This window comes from Paracoccus sp. MC1862 (assembly GCF_016617715.1).
Taxonomy (GTDB): Bacteria; Pseudomonadota; Alphaproteobacteria; order Rhodobacterales; family Rhodobacteraceae; genus Paracoccus.
This window is the reverse complement of sequence record NZ_CP067225.1, coordinates 277798-295102: the sequence shown is the minus strand read 5'-3', so window position 1 is coordinate 295102 and position 17305 is coordinate 277798. Positions and strand designations below refer to the sequence as shown.

Sequence of the window (17305 nt, the reverse complement as noted above, 5' to 3'; positions counted from 1 at the left end):
AGGACGCGCAGCGCGCCCCCGCCGGCGGCCGGACCGCGCAGCCTGGATTCGGCCTAGCGGATCAGCGCGGCAGGATCGCCGTAAAGGGCATCGAAACAATGCACCTCGTCGGGGTCGTGGTCCGCAAGCAGCCGCATCAGAGGCGCGCCGCCGCCGGAATGGGCGGTCAGGACCAACCGCCCCGCCGCGACCGGCGCCAGCCCGCCCGCGCGGGCGAACAGCGCCAGCGACTGCCGGATCAGTTGCTCCAAGGCGCCCGGCGCCAGCAGCGCGGGAAAGTCATAGCCGCTGCCGCTGCGCCCGCCATAGAAGTTGCCGCGCGGCAGGATCGCCAGCGTCGGCCGGCTGCGCCCGACGCTGCCCGGCGCGTCCGGGTCGGCGAAATCGAGGCCGCTTGCCGGCAGCTTGTCCCGGTCGATCCGCATGGCGGCCCGACGACCACAAAAGCCGTGCAGGTGAACCACCATATCCACGCGTTCGGGCGCGGACGGCATGGCGTTCCAGCGCAGGACCAGGTCGGGACGGGTGCCACGGTGATTGGCAAGAAGCGGCAGCCGGTCCTCGACCAGCTCGCCCGCGGCGATGCCGCCGGACGTGGGCTGGACTGGTGGGGTCGGCGGGGCCGAGGGCGAGACGAGCGCCAGCGACGCCTCCAGCAGCGCAAGTGCCTTCAGCGTGGCGGGCCCGGCGATCCCGTCGATGGCGCGCACCAGCCCAGCGGGGGCCATGCGCTGCAGTGCCGCGAGGGCGGCGCGCAGGCGGGGACCGTAGCGTCCATCCTCTGCCAGCGGCATGTCGGGCAGGCCTGCAAGGCCCTGCGTCGTCCGCCGCGCGTGCAGCAGGTTCAGCCGCCGTCGCAGCTCGGCCACCGAAGGGCCGGACGCGCCCGGCGCCAGCCCGGCGTCCTGCTCGTCTTCGCCAAAGGTTTCGGCGGCGTCGCCTACGCCCAGACGCAGCAGCAGGGTGTCGGGGGCAGTCAGGCCCGCGCCGGTGGAAAGGCGGCGCAGGAATCGGTCCTCTTCAGCGCGTCGGACCGGCCACAGTTCCGCCACATGGACGAAGCCTCCGGTCGTTGGCAACGGGTCGGTCTCGGCCCGGAAGCCCAGCGCCGCGGCATCCGCGCCGGCCACAAGGCGGTCCGATGCCACGAAGGACGCCTGCACCCAACCCTGCCCCCGGAAGCGCCCGAAGCAGCATATCCCCGCGCCGGGGCGCGACATCGCCCACGGGCTGCCCCGGCCGCAGCAGGACGCGGACGCTGCGGCCGAACAACCGCGGCTGGGGCAGGTTGCGGTCGGCAAGTGCGTGAAACAGCGCGATCAGGGTCGGGCTGTCGTCGGCTTCGCCGTCACCCAAGGCCTCGCCCAAGGCCGAAAGCATCTCGGCCGACGACCCGAAGCGGGCGGCGCAGGCGACCTCGGCCATCATCCGTTCGGTGGCGTAGCGGCCGTCACATTCGCCCGCGTCCGCCGGCATGAAGCTGCGTTCTAGGGTGTCGAGCGCAAGCGCCTCGGTCAGCGCGGCCTGATCCTCGGTTTCGCGGGCGGCGCAGTCGGGGCAGGTCTCGTTCTCGGCCAGGTCGAACTCGCCCGCATCGGCGGCGGCCTGCGCGGCGGCGGCGACATCGCCCGGCTCGGGCGGCAGGTCGAGCGCGGTGGTCACGGGCGGCTCGCCCGGCATGACAGGCGCGATGGGCTGTGCGGCATAGGGCTGCGCGGCGTAAGGCGGGGCCGGATAAGGCTGCGCCGGGTAAGGCGCGGGTGGATAAGGCTTCGGTGCAGCAGGCGAGGACAGCGGCACGCTGAGCGCAAAGGGGCTGGACCGGGCGCCGATCGATATCCCAAGGCCAAGGCCGCCACTTCCGCCGAGGGGGATCTGGAACTGGAACGACAATCCGCCCCCAAAGCCGCTGCGCTGGCGTCGGCCCTGCGCCTCGGGCTGCCATTCGGCGCCGGGATCCTCCTCCGCCCCCTCCTCGCCCTCCTCCTCTCCCTCCATCACCGGCAGGATGGTTTCCTCGAAGCCCTCGTACAGCGGCGCAGAGGCGGCCTCGTCGGCGGCCTGCTGCTCGGCGTCGGAATCGGCGTCGCAATCGAAGGCTTCGTCGGTCTGGTCGGTGTCGTCCTCGAACTCGTCCATGGTGATCTCCTCCCTGTCGGTGATCGGAACCAGCCTGCGCGGCTCCGTCGGGATGGCGGGGGCCGCGGCGGGCGGTCCGTGGATGGCGGCGGCCCGCGCAATCGCCGCGGCCGGGGCGCAGAAGCCCGCGCCAAAGCGCAGGCGCAGCGCGTCTGGCACCGGCTCGACGCTGGCGAACAGGGCGTCGCGGGTTTCGTCGATGGTCAGCGGGCGGCGTGCGGCGGCGAACATCAGCGCGATGGTGCCCGCCACATAAGGTGCCGCCATGCTGGTCCCCGACATCCGGCTGTAGCGCGGCGCCGGGCTGCGGTCGCGCGGGGTCGAGCGGGTGCTGAGCACCCGCACCCCCGGCGCGCCGATGCCGGGGCGGTTGGTGCGCCCGTCGCGCGTCGGCCCGGCACTGGAAAACCGGCCGGGTCCACGCGCCGTCGAATGCGCGTCGTAGGCCGCGACCGCGATCGTGCGGAAGCCGTTGCAGATGGTGCCCACGGTGCAGGTCGGGTCGGCATCATCCGCCGCAAAGCGCAGCCGGCCCGGCCCGGCGGGGTCGCGTTCCACCCAGGCGTGCAGGCGACCGTCTCCGACGGCTTCCCCATGAACCGTCAGCGTCCAGGCGCCGGCCGGTGCATCGCCGTGCAGGAACAGCGAGCCTTGCGAGTCGCCGTTGTTGGGATCGTCGCGGCGGTTGTAAAGCCGCGCCACCACCCGCCCCTCCAGCAGCACGTCGGCCTTGCCGCCCCCGGCCACCGGCCCGGCGTGGATGCCGCCCGGCCCCCGCACCGACAGCGACAGCGACAGCCGGTCGGCGCGGGGATACCACAGGTCCACCTCGCTGCGGCGGTCGCCGGGGGCGAGTTCCAGCGCGAAGTCATGCTGCTCGCCGGGGTCCAGGGTGGTCTGGGCATGGGCGGCGCGGGCGTAGTAGTTGCCGCAGCTCATGGTCATGGCGCGGCCCGGACGCGCGGCCAGCATGGCGTCGAAGGCCTGTTCGGTCAGGGTCAGCCCGTCGTGCTGGCTCGCCTGCCGGCCAAGGCTGGCGTTGATGACCAGCCGCCGGTCCCCCGCCACCCTCAGGATCAAATCGCAGCCCTCGATCAGGTCGGTGGAATCGCCCAGCGGCCTCGGTCCTTCCGGGGTGCGGGTCGTCAGGTCCACGAAGATCAGGTCGGCCTCGGGCGCCCTGCCCGGCTCGCCCCCTCGACCATGCCGCCGGCCGAGATGCCCAGCGTGTGGGTGCCATGACTGCCGGCCTTGCGGTCCGACATCCACCAGCGATAGCCGAAGGCGGCGAAGGGGTCATCGCGGCGCAGCGCACTGTTGATCCGGTCGCGGTCGTGGATGCGGCCGATGCCGTAGCGGTTGGGCCGGGCGGGGTCATAGGCCGCGCCCTGATCCCACAGCGCCAGCAGCCGGGTGCTGCCGTCGGGGTTGCGGAAGACGGGATGGGTGAAGTCGAGACCCCAGTCGAGATGGGCCACGATCACCCCCTTGCCGGTGGGCCAGCCGGGCGCACGCCGCCCGTCGCCCGGCATCGGCCTCCCGTCGAGGGCGGCGTCCTCGTCCCCGCTGGCGCCATGCCTGATGGAAACGAGTTCGTCGCGCCCGTTCCCGTCCGGGTCGGCCCCGGTCCCGTCTTCGCCCTCGTCCTCCAAGGTGATGGTGTATTGCTGCGGGCGCTTGATGCTTTCCATCAGCGGATAGATCCGCTCGATCGCGGCACGGGGGGCGCGGAAGGTGACGATCCGGCCGAAGCGCGCGATCACCCGCATCTCGGGCGGGATCAGCCCGTCCGGGCGCAGGCGGGCGATCGCCGAAACCTCGTCGCCCGGCTGCCCCTCGGCGATAAGCTCGTGCAACGCGCTTTCCACGGCGGCCCCTTTCCATCGGGCGCATCCTTGCGAACGCGGGTGAATCTCGGGTCGCGGGACGCGCGCAGAGGTCAGCCGCACGCGTCCCGTCGATGGCGGCGGCGCCTAGCCGCCCGCCTGTTTCTTGTCGCCGGCCTGCGCGGTGGGCGGTGCGACCGAGGCGGCGGCCTTGGCCACCATCTCCGTCAGCTTGGCGATGGACTGCTCGATCTTGCCAAGCCGCTCATCGACGTCGCGCCGCAGATCGGCGATCGCGGCGGCGTCGTCGCCCGGAGTCTCGTTGCGCTTCGGCTGGCCCGCGCCAACCTTCAGGGCGATCATGGTTCCGGTGTCCACCATGTCGCCCACCGACGGCGGCGGGGGCTGGTCGAGGACCATGCCCTTCTCGTCGTCGGCGCTCTCATGCAAGGACACATCGGGCACCAGCCCCAGCTCCTTGAGCCGGCGGCGCACGTCGTCGAGGGGCTGGCCGATAAGGTCCGGCACGTCCACGAGCGGCGGCCCCACCGGCCCGGTCACCTCGCCCGAGCCGTCCGAACCGGACCCGTCCAATCTGTCCATGTCGCGGTGGCGCTGGACCGCCACCAGCGCGGGGGCAAGCGCCAGCGGACCCTGGATGACCATGGCCGCGGCGGTCAGGGCGATGCATTCGTCCACCGGCAGCCCGCCCTCCTTGGTGATGTAGCCGGCGAACAGGGGATTGTAGTTTGCCATCACCGCCCCTCACTTCTTGGACTTGTCGAAGGTGCCGGTGGCATAAAGCAGCCCACCGATGGCGATTAGATTGTTGGTGTTGCCCAGCAGCCCGCCCGGCGACGAGCCGGGGCCGGCCGCGGTGGCGGTGGTCCCGCTCGCGAGGTCGGGACTGACCAGGTGGATCAGCGGGGCGACCTTCTCGAACTGGGTTCCGCTGGTCAGCAGCGGGATCAGCGCCGACAGCGTCTGCGTGGTCTTCAGATCCGACCGCAGCTTGTCCACCTGCCTGCGGGTGACGGTTTCGAACCGCTGCTGGCTGGCCGTGGCGGCCCGCACGCGCCCGTCCAGCGTCTTGATGCCGGTGGCATTGGCCTGCATCTCCTGCCGGACCTGCGCCAGCGAGGCGGCAAGCTGCGCCTGCGTCACGGGGCCAGAACTCGGGCCTCGGCCGCGGAACGCATTGGCGCCCTTGGCGGTGGGCACGGGCCGCTGGGGTCTGCCGCGCCGGCGGCGGGCGGCTTCCCAGTTCTCGGCCTCGAAATAGTTGTCCCAGTTTTCGCCGGGCCAGTTCTCGCCGGCCCAAGACTCGCCTTCGGCGAAATCCAGATCCTCGGTGTCAGCATAGGGATAAGTCATGATGCGGTTCCTCCTCTGTTGACCGTGGCCGGGTCGAAGGACGGCGGCCTCGGGGTCGGCTGCGGCCACGGCCGGCGCGCAGCCGTGCGGCGCATGACCGCGCGCGCGCGATCGAGCGCCGGCACGACGAAGCGAGGGAACGCGACAGGATCGGGTGCGCGCGCGCCGGGTTCGCCCGCGCCGTGGCAGGTCGGGCAAAGCAGATCCTCGCCAAAGCACAGCGGACAGGCGCCCAGCGCGGCGGCCAGCTCCTCAAGCCGGCGGCGCACCTCCTCGCGTTCGGCGAACAGGCGGCGGGCGGTGTCGCCGAGTTCGGCGATGGCGTCGGCCTGCTCGGCCCGGACCTCCTCGCGCAGTTCCTCACGGATGCGGTCGGTCTCGGCCTCGTCCTGCCCGGCCATCAGCTTCATCAGCCAGTCCGTGCCGCTGCCGCCGTCCCCTTGTCCCGCCAGCGCGCCCAGAAGCGCGCGGCCCGGGTCCGCGGCATTGCTGCGGATCGCGTCCAGCAGCGCCAGGCCGGGCAGCGTCACGTCGGGGGGATGCGGCCCGGCCGGATGCTGCGTCACGTCGCCATGATCGCCGCCGCCCGCCATCCCGATGTCCTCGATCTCACCAGGCATGGCGCGCCTCCATCGGATCAAGCTCGGGCGCGTAGTCCATCTCGGCCAGGTCGGCCATGTCCATCGCGTCGATGAACTCGGCCCATTCGACCTCGTCGTCCCAATCCTCGATGTCCTCGCCGTCCCAGTCCTCGCCCTCGTCCTCGGCTTCGGAACCTTCGCTGGCGAGATACTCGGCCTTGATCGTTTCGATCATCCGTTCGGCCATCGCCTCGTTCATCATGTCCCACAGCCGCGCGGCGCGATCCGAGGCGCTGGCCGGATCGCCGATGAAGCCGCCCTCGCCGTCGGCCATGAAGCCCAGCGCCTCGGCTTCGTCCGCGCCTTCCGCCTCGGCCGCCACCCGGTTCGACAGGTGGCCCAGCAGTTGCGCGAAGGCGGCGGTGGGGACGGCCTATCCGGCGGCGCCCACGGGAATGGTCGGTCGGCCCAGCGGTCCCAGCCGCAGGGCCGCCAGCGCCTTCTGCACGTCGGGATTGCGGGTCGCCGCGGCCAGTTGGCCCGGCGCGCCGCCCCCGCCGAACAGCCCCCCCAGGGCCGAGGCGGCCTGCGGCGAGCCCAGCAGCCCGGCAATCTGGCCCAGCGCACCGCCGCCCATGCCGCCACCGCGCATCAAGGCTCCCGCCTGTGGCGAGCCCAGCATCCCCGCGATCTGCCCCAGCGCCCCCGCTGGCCCCGGCTGCCGGCCGGGTCGGCGGGGGCGCCAAGGCTTCCGACGGCCGAGCCGAGCGTCCCGCCCAACTGGCCCATCGGCGTCAGTCCGCCCGCCAGCTGGGTCACGCCGCTCAGTGCCTGCCCGACCTGCCTTGCGGCGGCCTTGCCATAGGTGCTCAGCCCCGCGCCGACGCCGCCGGTTGCGGCACCCGCGATGATGCCGGGCAGCCCAAGGGCCGAGCCCGCCGCCGCGCCCTTCAGGACGCCGCCGCCGATAGAGGCGATGCCCGGGGCGGCCTTGCTGGCGAAGCGGCCGACATCGCGGGCGGCCGAGGAGAGGGCCTTGCCGATGTCGCCGAATATCCCCTCAAGATCCTCGTCGATGCCTTCCGCGGTTCCGGGTCCGAAGGTTCCGTCCACGACATGGCGCAGTTGTGCAGTCGGCATCGCAGCCAGTTGCGCCTGCACCACCTGGCGCAGGTTCTGCAGGTCGTTTCGGGGCGGCTGGTTCATCAGCATGAAATCTTCCATGACTCTCACGTCTCCTTACCGGCAGGGCTGCGACAACAGCCGCGCAAGCAGCGCCCAAAGCGCCTGGAATGATGCGAAGGCCCCTTGCGGCTTGCCGGAAAGATCGCTGAGGGTCCCCCGGACGACAGGCTCGCGGCCGTCGTGTTCCGACCAGATCCGCAGCAGCAGCGTCCGCGCAGGCGCGCGGGCGCTGGCCTTGGCGCTTCCTTGTCGTCGTCGGCACCATCATCCACCTCGTCCTCGCGGCGCTGAAGGTTGATTGCGACTCACAAAGTCCCATGGCGGGATCACCGCAGCATCACCGGGACGTCACGGCGGAAGGATTCCGCGCACCAGGGCGGCTGCAGGTCAGCAGGTCAGCGCGCGATCTATGATGCGCAGCGTTTCCAGTACCTTGTCGCGCGCGTCGATCAGCGCCGCCCGGCTGGTCGCGTCGTCAGGAACGGCCGGCAGGAGCACGGGAATGGCCGCCCCGTGGTCCTCGCCCGCGATCGTCGCAGCCAAGGCCCGGGTTTCGGGCATGGGGGCGACTCCCAGTTCCTGCGCCAGGATCGCCTCGCACCGGCGGTATTGCCGCAACGCCAGCGCCCGGTTGCCGCAGCGCAGATGGGCCTCCATCAGCAGGCGCTGGGCATCCTCGCGCAGCGGCTCTGCGGCGCAAAGACGGCTGGCGCTGACCTGCGCCTCGGACCAGGCGCCCGCCTGTGCCGCCGCCGCGGTCAAGGCATAAAGCGCGTCCAGATGCAGGCTTTGCAGCCGCGCCCGCTGAAGCATGATCCATTCCTGGTCGCGTTCGGGCAGGAAGGGGCCGCGATATTGGCCCAGCGCGTGGACAAGCCGCCGCCGCTCGCCCGGCAACGCCAGCCGCTGCGGCGCGGCAAGGACTGCGGTCAGCCGCCGCTCGACCGCGACGGCGTCCACCCAGGCATGGGCGTCGAGGTTCAGGGCGATGACCTCTCCTTCCGCGACGATCATCGGCGCGGCCTCGGCCAGAGCCGAGCGGATCCGCCACAATGCCGTCGCAAAGCGGTGCCGCGCGCCATCCTCGTCCTGGTCCGGCCAAAGCTGCGCCATCAGGCCGCCGCGCGTGGCGCGATGATGGGGCGAGGCCAGCAGGCAGCCGAGGATCGGCCAGGCTAGGTCGGGCAGCGCCGCGCGATCATGGCCGGCGGCAGGCCGCCCCGCTTTTGCCGCGCCCGTTCGCAGCAGGGCTTCCTCGCCGCAGAATCGCAAGGCCAGATGCGCCAAGGACCGCCCCCCTCGTTCCTGCCGCCCCTTCCGCCCGGAACGCACCGGGCGTTGCGCGGCGACGCGGGAAGCGGCGATGCCAGCGGCGGCACGTCCGTTGCGACGGTCGCCGCCCCCATCACGGCAGAGGATGGTCAGGTTGCGCGGCGGCTGCGTCCACCAAACGGTGGAAGGCGCAACCTGGACGTGATATTTTCCCGCTGTCGCATCCTGAGGGGCCGTGCAGATGTCGCCTTCCCTCGACGCCGCTGCGGTCAGCGGGCTGATCGCCGCGATCTATGATTGCGCCGTCGCCCCCGACCGCTGGCCGGAGATGCTTGGACTGCTGCACCGGCGGCTTGGCTTTGCCAACGCCATCCTCGCATTCAGCCTGCTTCCCTCGGGCGTCATGGTCCGTATCGAGACCGTCGGCGTGCCAGAATACCAAGCCCGGCGCCTGGCCGACTTCGAGGCCGAAGAAATCGCCCAATGGGCCGAGGTGATGGCCGCCCTACCGATGGAGGAGCCCGCCGTGCTGTCCCGTGTCGATCCCGGCGGGGCCATGCTGAGGGGGCGGTTCTACCGCGAATGGGCCAGACCTCAGGACCTGACCGACGCGATCTGCGTCACGCTTGCGCGGGATGGAGGAATAGTGACCTCGCTGATCATGGGCCGACAGCGCGATGCCGGGCCGATCACCGATGCGGACATGAACGCACTGTGCCTGTTTCTTCCCCACCTGCGGCGGACTGTGGCCATCAATCGCGTCTTCGAGCGGCAGGCGGCAGCCCTGTCTGCCTTTCGGCAGGTGGTCGATGCACTCGCCGCGCCGATTTTCCTTGTGGACGGAAAGCTGATCCTGATCCACGCCAACGAGGCCGGCCGCGCGGCGCTCGCTTCGGGCGATCGTGCCCCGGGGCGTGGTGTAGGAGCGCCGGGCCTTCGGAAAGGTCCGAGCCTGATCAGGACGCCACGGCGGGCAGCCTGACGGTGGGATTGTCTGTGACGCGCGCGAGCGTTTCAAGGCTCATGTATCGCCGCGCCACGGCCCATTCGTCATTAGTCTCCAGCATCAGCGCGCCGACAAGCCGGACGATGGCTTCGTCATTGGGGAAGATCCCGATGACATCTGACCTCCGCTTGACCTCGCGGTTGACCCGCTCGAGTGGGTTCGTCGACGCGATCTGCGCCCAGTGCTCGCGCGGGAACGACATGTAGGCCAGGACATCGTCGCGGGAGGCGTCCATGAGAGCGCCGAGCTTCTCGTTCTTCTCGCGCAGTGCGTCGGCTACGGTGTCCCACTGAGCCTCGGCTTCCGCCTTCGTCTGCCTCACGCGAAGATCGTCTTCAGCATCGCCGCAACCGCCGTGCGGCCCTTGGTCGGCACGTGCGCCAGGGCGTTCCGGAGCCAATGAATCCGGCACCTTTGATGCGTGGCGTTGAACACCCGGCGCGCTGCCGCGCGCAGGCCCTTGTGGTCGTCGGCGATGACCAGCTTCACGCCGCGCAGGCCGCGGTCGGCGAGGCTACGCAGGAAGTCGGTCCAGAAGGTCTCGGCTTCCGAAGGCCCCGTGGCGACGCCAAGAACCTCGCGCTTGCCGTCCTCGTTGACCGCGACAGCGATTATCACGGCACGGCTGACGATGCGTCCGCCCTCGCGGACCTTGAGGTAGGTGGCATCGAGCCAGAGGTAGGGCCAAGCTCCCTCCAGGGGCCGGGAGAGGAACGCGTTGACGCGTTCGTCGATCTCGACGCAGAGACGGCTGACTTGGGACTTCGACATGCCGCCCGCGCCCATGGCCTTGACCAGGTCGTCCACGGACCGGGTCGAGACGCCATAGACGTAGGCTTCTTGAATGACGGCCACGAGCGCCTTCTCGGCCGTTCGGCGCGGCTCGATGAAGCTCGGGAAGTAGCTGCCCTTGCGCAGCTTCGGGATCTCCAGCGCGATCCGTCCGGCGCGGGTGTCCCAATCGCGATTGCGGTAGCCGTTCCGCTGGACTTCCCGCAGAGGCGAACGCGCGCCCTTCGCCGCGCCCGTCCGCGCCTCGACCTCCACATCCATGATCCGCTCGGCCGCGAAGGCCAGCATCTCGCGCACGAGGTCGCAGTCGGCCCGCTTCTCAACCAGCTCGATCAGCGCCATTCTCTTGTCGGTCATCGTCGTCTCCGTTCCGGTTCCAGGTCTTGCAACCCGAACCTTCTCCGAAGACCGGCGATGGCCGCCAGCGTCACCCCGGCCGCGCGCTGCGCTACGCTGGGGCTCCGCGCGCGGCCTCCTACACCAGCACCAGGGGCACGGCCCTTCGGGCGATCCGCTGCGCCTCGAACAGGGCCGGCTGCGCCTCGCCATTCCCGCGGCGCGGGGGACGCTGCAGCAGGCGGTGAACCGCGCTTGCGGCCTTGCCGCGGGGACCGGCGCATGCGGCAGCGGAACCCCGGTGTTGCATGATGACGGCCGCCTGTCGGCGCTGCATGTCATGCCCCTTGCGCTTCCCGGCACGCCGGCCGGTGGTGCCCAAAGGCTGGAAAGCCGCGCGCTCTGCGCGCTTTTCCTGTCGGACTGCCGGGCGCCTTCGGGCGCAGCCGCCGTGGCCGCGAGCGCCTTCGGCCTGACCGCGGCCGAGATGCAGGTCTTTTCGCATATCGCCTCGGGCATGACCGTCAGCGCCGCCGCCGAGGCGATCGGCATTCGTCCCAGCACGGTCCGCACCCACCTGCTGCGGCTGTTCAACAAGACCGGCACCCACCGGCAGGTGGATCTGGCGCTGCTGGCCGACCGCTTGGGGGGGCCGCTGCGGGAATGATCGTCTCCTAGCGCAGCCGTCCGGTGAGACGATGCGTTTGTGAAAGGCAGAGCCCCGATCGGGCCAGTGATGCACGTTTATCGATCACTCGCTGCGGCTGGGGTGGAAGCCGGCAGCTTCCTTGCGCAGCCGGGCACGGACCATCTGCGGGACCTGCCACGAATCTTATATTTAGTTGCGACCGACGCCTGGTGGTCATTTGCCCTGCCACCAACTTTGGACCGCCCCAAGCTGGAGTTTTCGGGCTTTGTCACGACGGCGGGCTGGTGAGGCCGTCGGGAAAATGCAGTGCGCTCGGGACTTTGTATTCGATTGCGCTATGGGGTCGATCGTCGTTGTAGCGTCCTCGCCAATTTTCCAGCTTTTCGGCCGCATCGGCAAGGCTAATGAACCAGTGTCTGTTCAGGCATTCGGATCCGAGCCTGTTTTCGAACGCCTCAGTGAAGCCATTGTCGGTCGGCTTGCCGGGACGCGAGAACTCCAGTGTCACCTGCCTGGGCACTGTCAGATAAACTCGGCTTGCCCGAGGAGAAGTGGCCGCCCTGCCCTGCTGGCATGACCCAGCGCAGCGCTTTCCGGCACTTCAAGACCTCGCCCTTCGCACCGGTCAGGATGCCGATCATCCGATATGGCCGCCGATCCGGCAGGCCTCCTTTGACTGCGACAGCGTTCCCGGGCCGCCGATCTCCATGACATGATCGGCCCTACGGCCGCCGGTCAGGTCGAGGAGGTACCCGTTGGAGCCTCAGATCGTCATGCCGCTTGAGAGGTGATCGGCGCCTCCGGCCGGAGGGCGGTGCCGTTGACCTGCCGCCTGCCGCCCACCCTCGAACCTCCGGCTGTCCAAGAAGCCTGACACGCCTCCTTGCTTCCGGCTCCGTATCCGGCTGATCTTCCGGCAGCCGCCCCGCTCTGCCTTCAAACTCGACACAGGAGATTTTCATGTTCATCGCCATGAACCGCTTCACCGTCCCGATCGAGAATGCCGCCGATTTCGAGACGCTCTGGCTCGGCCGCGACAGCCGCCTGAAGGAGCTGCCCGGCTTCGTCCAGTTTCACATGCTGAAGGGTCCCGAGGAGAACGGCGCGCGGCTCTACGCCTCGCACACGGTCTGGGAAAGCGAGGATGCGTTCCGCAACTGGACCCGCAGCCAGCAGTTCCGCGACGCCCATGCCGGCGCGGGCGAGACCCGCAAGCTGCACAGCGGCTCCCCGCGCTTCGAGGGCTTCACCGCCATTCAGGAAATCACCGCCGAAAAGGCCTGAGCCCCGGCGTGACCGTCGGCTGCGCGACCTTAGGGTTTCGCGCGGCCACAGCCTTCTTCAGCACTTCACTCCTGACAGGCCAAGGTAGCGCGTTCCTCTCGCGCGACCTCGACCTGCGGGCTTGCGCCAGGCGCGTTGTCTTGGAGTTCTCGCGCGCGGGCAAGCCGACCGACAATGGTTTCATCGAAGCGTTCAACAACAGGCTCGGATCCGAATGTCCGAACGCTCACTGGTTCATGAACTTTTCCCATGCGCCCGAAGGGTTCTCGGATGCCAGTCGCACCGCTTACCCCTTGGCGAGATAGGGGATGGATCCTGCCAGGTCGGTGTCGTCGATCAGGTAAAGGTTGCTGACGCTGCCTGCCTTCCGGGCCTCGCCAAAGGGCGCGTATTCCGGGTCGGTGGCGAACGCCGTCGCTGCTTCGCTTGAGGGGAACTGGATCAGCGCGATCAGCGAGGCGTCGGGCGCCTGGCCTTCCAGCGCCTCGATCCTGCCGCTGCGCGACAGGTAGCGGCCCCCGTGGCGCGCGACGATGTCGTGGACCTTGGCGGCATAATCCGGAACCCAGCTGTCGTCGGTGATCTTCACCTCGGCGATCAAATAGCATGGCATCGGTGCTGTCCCTCTTCCCTGTTGTTGAACGATCGTCCGTGCAGTGGGCAGGGCGCCGGCCCTGCCCCTGTGGTCACGCCGCCAGCCGCTGCGACTGGTACCAGGCGGTCTCGAAGTCGATGTAGCCCGTGAAGGACACCGGGTCGCCGAAGGGCAGGATCTGGGTGGCCCAGAAGCCGCCGACGCCGTTCCGCCGGTCGATCCAGTAGAACAGGTTGGCAAGGCCCGCCCAGCCCAGCGCCCCAGCCGGGCGGCCGGTCGGCGCCGCCTCGTCGTTGATCATGAAGGGCAGCGACCAGGACTTGGAGAGGCCCGGGAAAAATTCGGCGTCGTTCGAGAGTGACGGAATCACGCCGGGCAGCATCGTGACCTTCGCGTCGCCCAGGTGGTTGCGCTCGGCCATCGCCACCGTCTCGGGCTTCAGCACCTGCCCGTTCTCGCCGCGCCCGTCGTTCAGCCACATGCGGATGAAGCGCATGTAGTCGCCGACGGTCCCGTAAAGGCCATGCCCGCCCATGTGGATCTCGGGCCTGTCGGGCAGCTCGAAATCGGTCGCCGTCAGGCTGCCATCGGCATTGCGGTTGTGCATCCCCGCCAGCCGGGCGCGCAGCCGGTCGTTCAGCTCGAAGGTCATGTCGGTGATGCCCAAGGGCTCGAAGATGCGGGACCGGAAGACCTCGCCCAGGCGCTTGCCGGTGATGCCCTCGACCACCTGGCCGACCCAGTCGATGTTGCTGCCGTATTCCCAGCGCTCGCCGGGGTCGAACTGCAAGGGCGTCATGATGGCCGCGCGGGAGGCGGTGATGACGCTCGGCTGGCCCTTGTCCTGGGCAAGACGATTGTAGGTCTCGCTGAAGAAGTCGTAGCCGAAGCCCCCGCTGTGGGTCAGAAGCTGCCGTGTGGTGACCTTGCTTTTCGGCGCCCGCAGGACCGGCTCGCCCTGCGCGTCGAAGCCCTCGATCACCTGCAGCGTGCCGATGTCGGGGGCGTAGGTCTCGGCCGGGGCGTCAAGGTCCAGCCTGCCCTCCTCGACCAGTTGCAGCGCGGCCGTGGCGGTTATCGCCTTGGTGGTCGAGAACAGCGCGAAGACGCTGTCGGTCGTCATCGGCTCGTCACGGTCGAGCCTGCGCTGCCCCGCGGCGCCTTCATAGAAATTACCCTGCCGGTCGGTTGCCATCGCGACGACACCCGGCACCCGCGGCTCGCTGGTGACGACGCCATTCAGCACGCGGTCGGCGGCGGTTCTGAAATCATCGTTCATCCTGTCCTCCCTTGCGGAACCTGCGGTTCCCGTTCCAAGGCCGCGCCGGTGCCTGCCCGCGCCGGCGCGATCCTGTTCATGCCATCGCGAAGCTGGGATAGCCGGCCGCTGCCTCCTCTGCGCATTTGCGGCGATAGGTGCCGACGCCGCCGGTGTAGGACAGCACGCGGCGCGGCTTGCCGGGCACGTTCGATCCCAGGTACCAGGAATTGGTCTTCGAGATCAGGTTCGCGCTGGCCGTCTCGTCATGGTGCTTGACCCACGCTTCCTCGCCTTCCGCCGTCGACTCGATCACCGACTTGCCCTGTTCGCGCATGGTGCGGATCGCGTCGGTGATCCATTCCGTCTGCTGCTGCAGGCAGGTCGTCATGTTGCAAAGCGCTGCCGAGGGCGCGAGCGGCACCGCCGTCGTGAACATGTTGGGATAGCCATGCACCATCAGCCCCATCGTGGTGCGGATGTCGCGGCCCCAGTCCTCGCGCAGCGAACGCCCGCCGCGCCCGCGAATGTCGATGCGCGTCAAGGCGCCTGTCCCGGCGTCGAAGCCCGTCGCGAGGATGATGACGTCCAGATCGTAGCGCGTGCCATCCGCCAGCTCGATCCCTTCGGGCGTGATGCGGGCAATGGGGTTGTCCTTGACCGGCACCGCCTCGACATTCGGGCGCAGGTAGACCTCGAGGTAGTTCATCTCCAGCGGCACCCGGTGCGTGCCGAAGCCGTAGTCGGTCGGAATCAACAGATCGCAGAGCCTTGGATCCTTCAGCCGGGCGCGCATCTTCTCGCGCACGAACTCGGACACCTGCTCGCTGACCTCGGGGTCGAAGAACATCTCGCCGAAGGACGCCAGCCACAGCTTGAGCGAGCCGTTCTCGTGGCAGTCCTCCAGATGCGCGCGGCGCTCCTCGGGGGTCAGGTCCTTCCACTGCTTCTCGAAGTCGTATTCGAAGCCGGTGAAGGTGTTGGGCAGCGTCTGGCGCAGTTCCTCGAACCGCGCCTTGTAGGCGGCGACCTCCGGGGGGCCATAGGAGGGGTTCTTCATCGGCAGCACATATTGCGGCGTCCGCACGAAGACTTTCAGCTCGCCCACCTCGTCCGCGATGGTCTGGATCACCTGGATTCCGGTGGCACCGATGCCGACCACGCCCACGTGCTTGCCGGTCAGGTCGATGTCTTCCTTCGGCCAGCGCGAGGTGTGGACGATCTGCCCCTTGAAGCTGTCCTGCCCCGGGAAGACGTCCGCCATGGGCGCGGACAGCATCCCGCCGCAGGTCACCAGGAACTGGGTATCGAAGACCTCGCCCTTGTCGGTGGTGACGGTCCAGCGGTTCCGGTCCTCGTCAAAGACGGCGCTGGTGATCGTGGTCGAGAAGCTGATGTCGCGCCGCAGGTCCAGGCTGTCGGCAATATAGCCCAGCCAGCGTTCGATCTCGGGCTGCTCGGGAAAGCGCGAGCTCCATGACCAGTTCTTGTACAGGTCTTCCGAGAACAGGTACTGGTAGATATAGGCCTCGGAGTCGAACTTGGCGCCGGGATAGCGGTTCCAGTACCAGGTGCCGCCCACGTCGGCCGCCGTGTCGAAAGCCCGCACCTTCAGGCCGAGCTGGCGCAACTGGTGCAACTGATAGAGCCCCGCCACCCCGGCCCCGATGATCAGCGCGTCCAGTACCTGCTGGCCCGCCGATGCTTCGGCCTGCGGCGAGATATGAGAATCCAGAGCCATCGATATTTTCCTCCTCCTGAATACGGGTCCCTCCCCGGACCCGCCGAGGGCGGCAACTGCGCCCCCCGCTGGGAAAGATTATGAACGGGCCTCCTGCGGGTCTTGAACGAATGGAACAGTCCTTTGAACTTTCCGGTGATCGATGCCAGCCCGCGTCCGCCCCGGCGTGGTGCCGAGATATGCACGGAAGACGCGTGTCATGTGGGCCTGGTCGGAAAACCCCGCTGCCGCTGCGATCTGCTTGAGCGACAGCGAAGACTCGGACATGAGCGTGCGCGCCCTCTCGATCCGGCGTGCGGTGATGAGGCCGTGGGCCGAGCAGCCAAGTGTGCTGCGCAGCAGCCGGTTCAGCGTCCAGACTCCCATGCCGAGCACCGTCGCCATGCCCTCGATGGTGATTTCGCCTTCCAGGTTGGCATTGATGTAGTCGTCCAGCAGGCGGCGCTGGGCTTCAGACAACTGGCGCGGCGCGCGTTCGCGGAACTGGCAGGTCGCATAATTGCGCAGGAGGTGGACTGCCATCTGGATCGACAGGGCCTCGGCATAAAGCGGGCTTCCGTCGCCGCCGCGCCTGGCCTCCCGCAGGACCTCGGCGGCAATGTTGGTCAAGGTCGCGTCGCAGCCATGCAGGACGTCATGCAGCGTCACCTCGGCCACGTCGCGGCCCTGCATGTCACCCGCGACCTTCGCCAGAACCTCGCCCGACAGATAGACATGCGAGACTTCCAGCGGCTGCGTCCAGTGCCAGTGCGAATGGGTTGCAAGGCTCAGCAGCGAGAAGATTCCGGGCTGGCATTCCGCTCGCGACCACCGTCCGCCGACCTGCCGGTCCATCGGTGTAACCCCGTGCAGGTAGTGGACGATCATGTAGTGGTCCATCGGAGGAATCACGACATCGAGACCGCGATAACGATAGGTCCGCTGGCCGATGCCCTTCCACCGCAGTTCGCCACTGTCGGTCAGGATGTCCCCAGGCACCCAGAGGGGAAGCTCCTCGGGCGAAATCAGTTCAGCGTCACGCGCAACAAGGGAGTCACCTTCCTTCACGGCGTCGGCTCGGCACGAGACAAGGGACAAATCACATTCAGACTGGCATGACAGCAGTATCGGAAACCTCCTGGCAAGACTTGGTGTGCTGGACGCCTCTTGCGAAAGGATCACTGCATCAGCCAATCACGACCCGGCTTCGCGGCGCAATATTTCTTTTGTCTGATGAACCAAAAAGCTTTCAAAGTTGCACATGCCAATCCTCGAAGGTTCTTGCAGC

General features: G+C 68.8%; 18 protein-coding genes and 2 pseudogenes. 4 read left to right on the top strand and 16 right to left on the bottom strand.

Annotated features, from left to right (window positions below):
* Positions 1–53: 53 nt before the first annotated feature.
* From JGR78_RS17935 to JGR78_RS01465, 10 genes are all read right to left on the bottom strand, one after another.
* Positions 54–869, bottom strand: coding sequence for a peptidoglycan-binding domain-containing protein (locus JGR78_RS17935; RefSeq protein WP_234450923.1), 816 nt, complete (start codon positions 867–869; stop codon positions 54–56).
* A gap of 151 nt (positions 870–1020) precedes the next feature.
* On the bottom strand, positions 1021–3294 hold the full coding sequence (locus JGR78_RS01505; protein ID WP_182805667.1) for a S8 family serine peptidase: 2274 nt from the start codon (positions 3292–3294) through the stop codon (positions 1021–1023).
* 5 nt (positions 3295–3299) lie between these two features.
* Complete coding sequence (locus JGR78_RS01500) at positions 3300–3995, bottom strand: hypothetical protein (protein WP_200559398.1); 696 nt, start codon at positions 3993–3995, stop codon at positions 3300–3302.
* 117 nt (positions 3996–4112) lie between these two features.
* On the bottom strand, positions 4113–4721 hold the full coding sequence (locus JGR78_RS01495) for a PASTA domain-containing protein (protein WP_182793284.1): 609 nt from the start codon (positions 4719–4721) through the stop codon (positions 4113–4115).
* Between the two features lie 9 nt (positions 4722–4730).
* Positions 4731–5339: a hypothetical protein gene (locus JGR78_RS01490; RefSeq protein WP_182805669.1), complete on the bottom strand. Its 609-nt coding sequence runs from the start codon at positions 5337–5339 to the stop codon at positions 4731–4733.
* Positions 5336–5959, bottom strand: coding sequence for a hypothetical protein (locus JGR78_RS01485; protein WP_182793286.1), 624 nt, complete (start codon positions 5957–5959; stop codon positions 5336–5338). Before JGR78_RS01485 ends, JGR78_RS01490 begins: the two co-directional genes overlap by 4 nt.
* Positions 5949–6302, bottom strand: coding sequence for a hypothetical protein (locus JGR78_RS01480; RefSeq protein ID WP_182793287.1), 354 nt, complete (start codon positions 6300–6302; stop codon positions 5949–5951). Before JGR78_RS01480 ends, JGR78_RS01485 begins: the two co-directional genes overlap by 11 nt.
* Positions 6303–6353: 51 nt before the next feature.
* On the bottom strand, positions 6354–6575 hold the full coding sequence (locus JGR78_RS01475) for a hypothetical protein (protein ID WP_182793288.1): 222 nt from the start codon (positions 6573–6575) through the stop codon (positions 6354–6356).
* Positions 6572–7132, bottom strand: coding sequence for a hypothetical protein (locus tag JGR78_RS01470; protein ID WP_200559397.1), 561 nt, complete (start codon positions 7130–7132; stop codon positions 6572–6574). The genes JGR78_RS01475 and JGR78_RS01470 overlap by 4 nt, the downstream gene beginning before the upstream one ends.
* 360 nt (positions 7133–7492) lie before the next feature.
* Positions 7493–8392, bottom strand: coding sequence for a BTAD domain-containing putative transcriptional regulator (locus JGR78_RS01465; protein ID WP_182793290.1), 900 nt, complete (start codon positions 8390–8392; stop codon positions 7493–7495).
* Positions 8393–8618: 226 nt separating this feature from the next.
* Here JGR78_RS01465 and JGR78_RS01460 point away from each other — a divergent pair, with 226 nt between their 5' ends.
* Complete coding sequence (locus JGR78_RS01460; RefSeq protein WP_182793291.1) at positions 8619–9359, top strand: hypothetical protein; 741 nt, start codon at positions 8619–8621, stop codon at positions 9357–9359.
* On the opposite strand, the pseudogene JGR78_RS01455 reads toward JGR78_RS01460, so the two are convergent.
* Positions 9334–10532, bottom strand: a pseudogene (locus tag JGR78_RS01455) (IS256 family transposase). The gene JGR78_RS01460 and the pseudogene JGR78_RS01455 overlap by 26 nt on opposite strands.
* A 280-nt stretch (positions 10533–10812) precedes the next feature.
* On the opposite strand from JGR78_RS01455, the gene JGR78_RS01450 reads away from it, so the two are divergent.
* Positions 10813–11178: a response regulator transcription factor gene (locus JGR78_RS01450; protein WP_182805675.1), complete on the top strand. Its 366-nt coding sequence runs from the start codon at positions 10813–10815 to the stop codon at positions 11176–11178.
* Between the two features lie 250 nt (positions 11179–11428).
* On the opposite strand, the pseudogene JGR78_RS01445 reads toward JGR78_RS01450, so the two are convergent.
* Positions 11429–11668, bottom strand: a pseudogene (locus tag JGR78_RS01445) (transposase); the annotation flags it as partial.
* Between the two features lie 452 nt (positions 11669–12120).
* Here JGR78_RS01445 and JGR78_RS01440 point away from each other — a divergent pair.
* The gene (locus JGR78_RS01440; protein ID WP_182793295.1) at positions 12121–12444 is read left to right on the top strand and encodes an antibiotic biosynthesis monooxygenase; all 324 of its coding nucleotides are present in this window, start codon (positions 12121–12123) and stop codon (positions 12442–12444) included.
* 8 nt (positions 12445–12452) lie between these two features.
* Positions 12453–12749: an integrase core domain-containing protein gene (locus JGR78_RS17930; protein WP_182805677.1), complete on the top strand. Its 297-nt coding sequence runs from the start codon at positions 12453–12455 to the stop codon at positions 12747–12749.
* On the opposite strand, the gene JGR78_RS01430 is transcribed toward JGR78_RS17930, so the two are convergent.
* The 4 genes from JGR78_RS01430 to JGR78_RS01415 form a co-directional block, all read right to left on the bottom strand.
* Positions 12731–13057: a DUF1330 domain-containing protein gene (locus JGR78_RS01430; RefSeq protein WP_182793297.1), complete on the bottom strand. Its 327-nt coding sequence runs from the start codon at positions 13055–13057 to the stop codon at positions 12731–12733. The genes JGR78_RS17930 and JGR78_RS01430 overlap by 19 nt on opposite strands.
* 73 nt (positions 13058–13130) lie before the next feature.
* Positions 13131–14318 carry a serine hydrolase gene (locus tag JGR78_RS01425; protein ID WP_182805680.1) on the bottom strand — a complete coding sequence of 396 codons (1188 nt, stop codon included), beginning with the start codon at positions 14316–14318 and terminating at the stop codon, positions 13131–13133.
* 76 nt (positions 14319–14394) lie between these two features.
* A complete protein-coding gene (locus JGR78_RS01420) occupies positions 14395–16038 on the bottom strand; it encodes an NAD(P)/FAD-dependent oxidoreductase (protein WP_182805685.1) in 1644 nt (547 codons plus the stop codon).
* Between the two features lie 78 nt (positions 16039–16116).
* Positions 16117–17211, bottom strand: coding sequence for an AraC family transcriptional regulator (locus JGR78_RS01415; RefSeq protein ID WP_200559396.1), 1095 nt, complete (start codon positions 17209–17211; stop codon positions 16117–16119).
* Between the last annotated feature and the right edge of the window lie 94 nt (positions 17212–17305).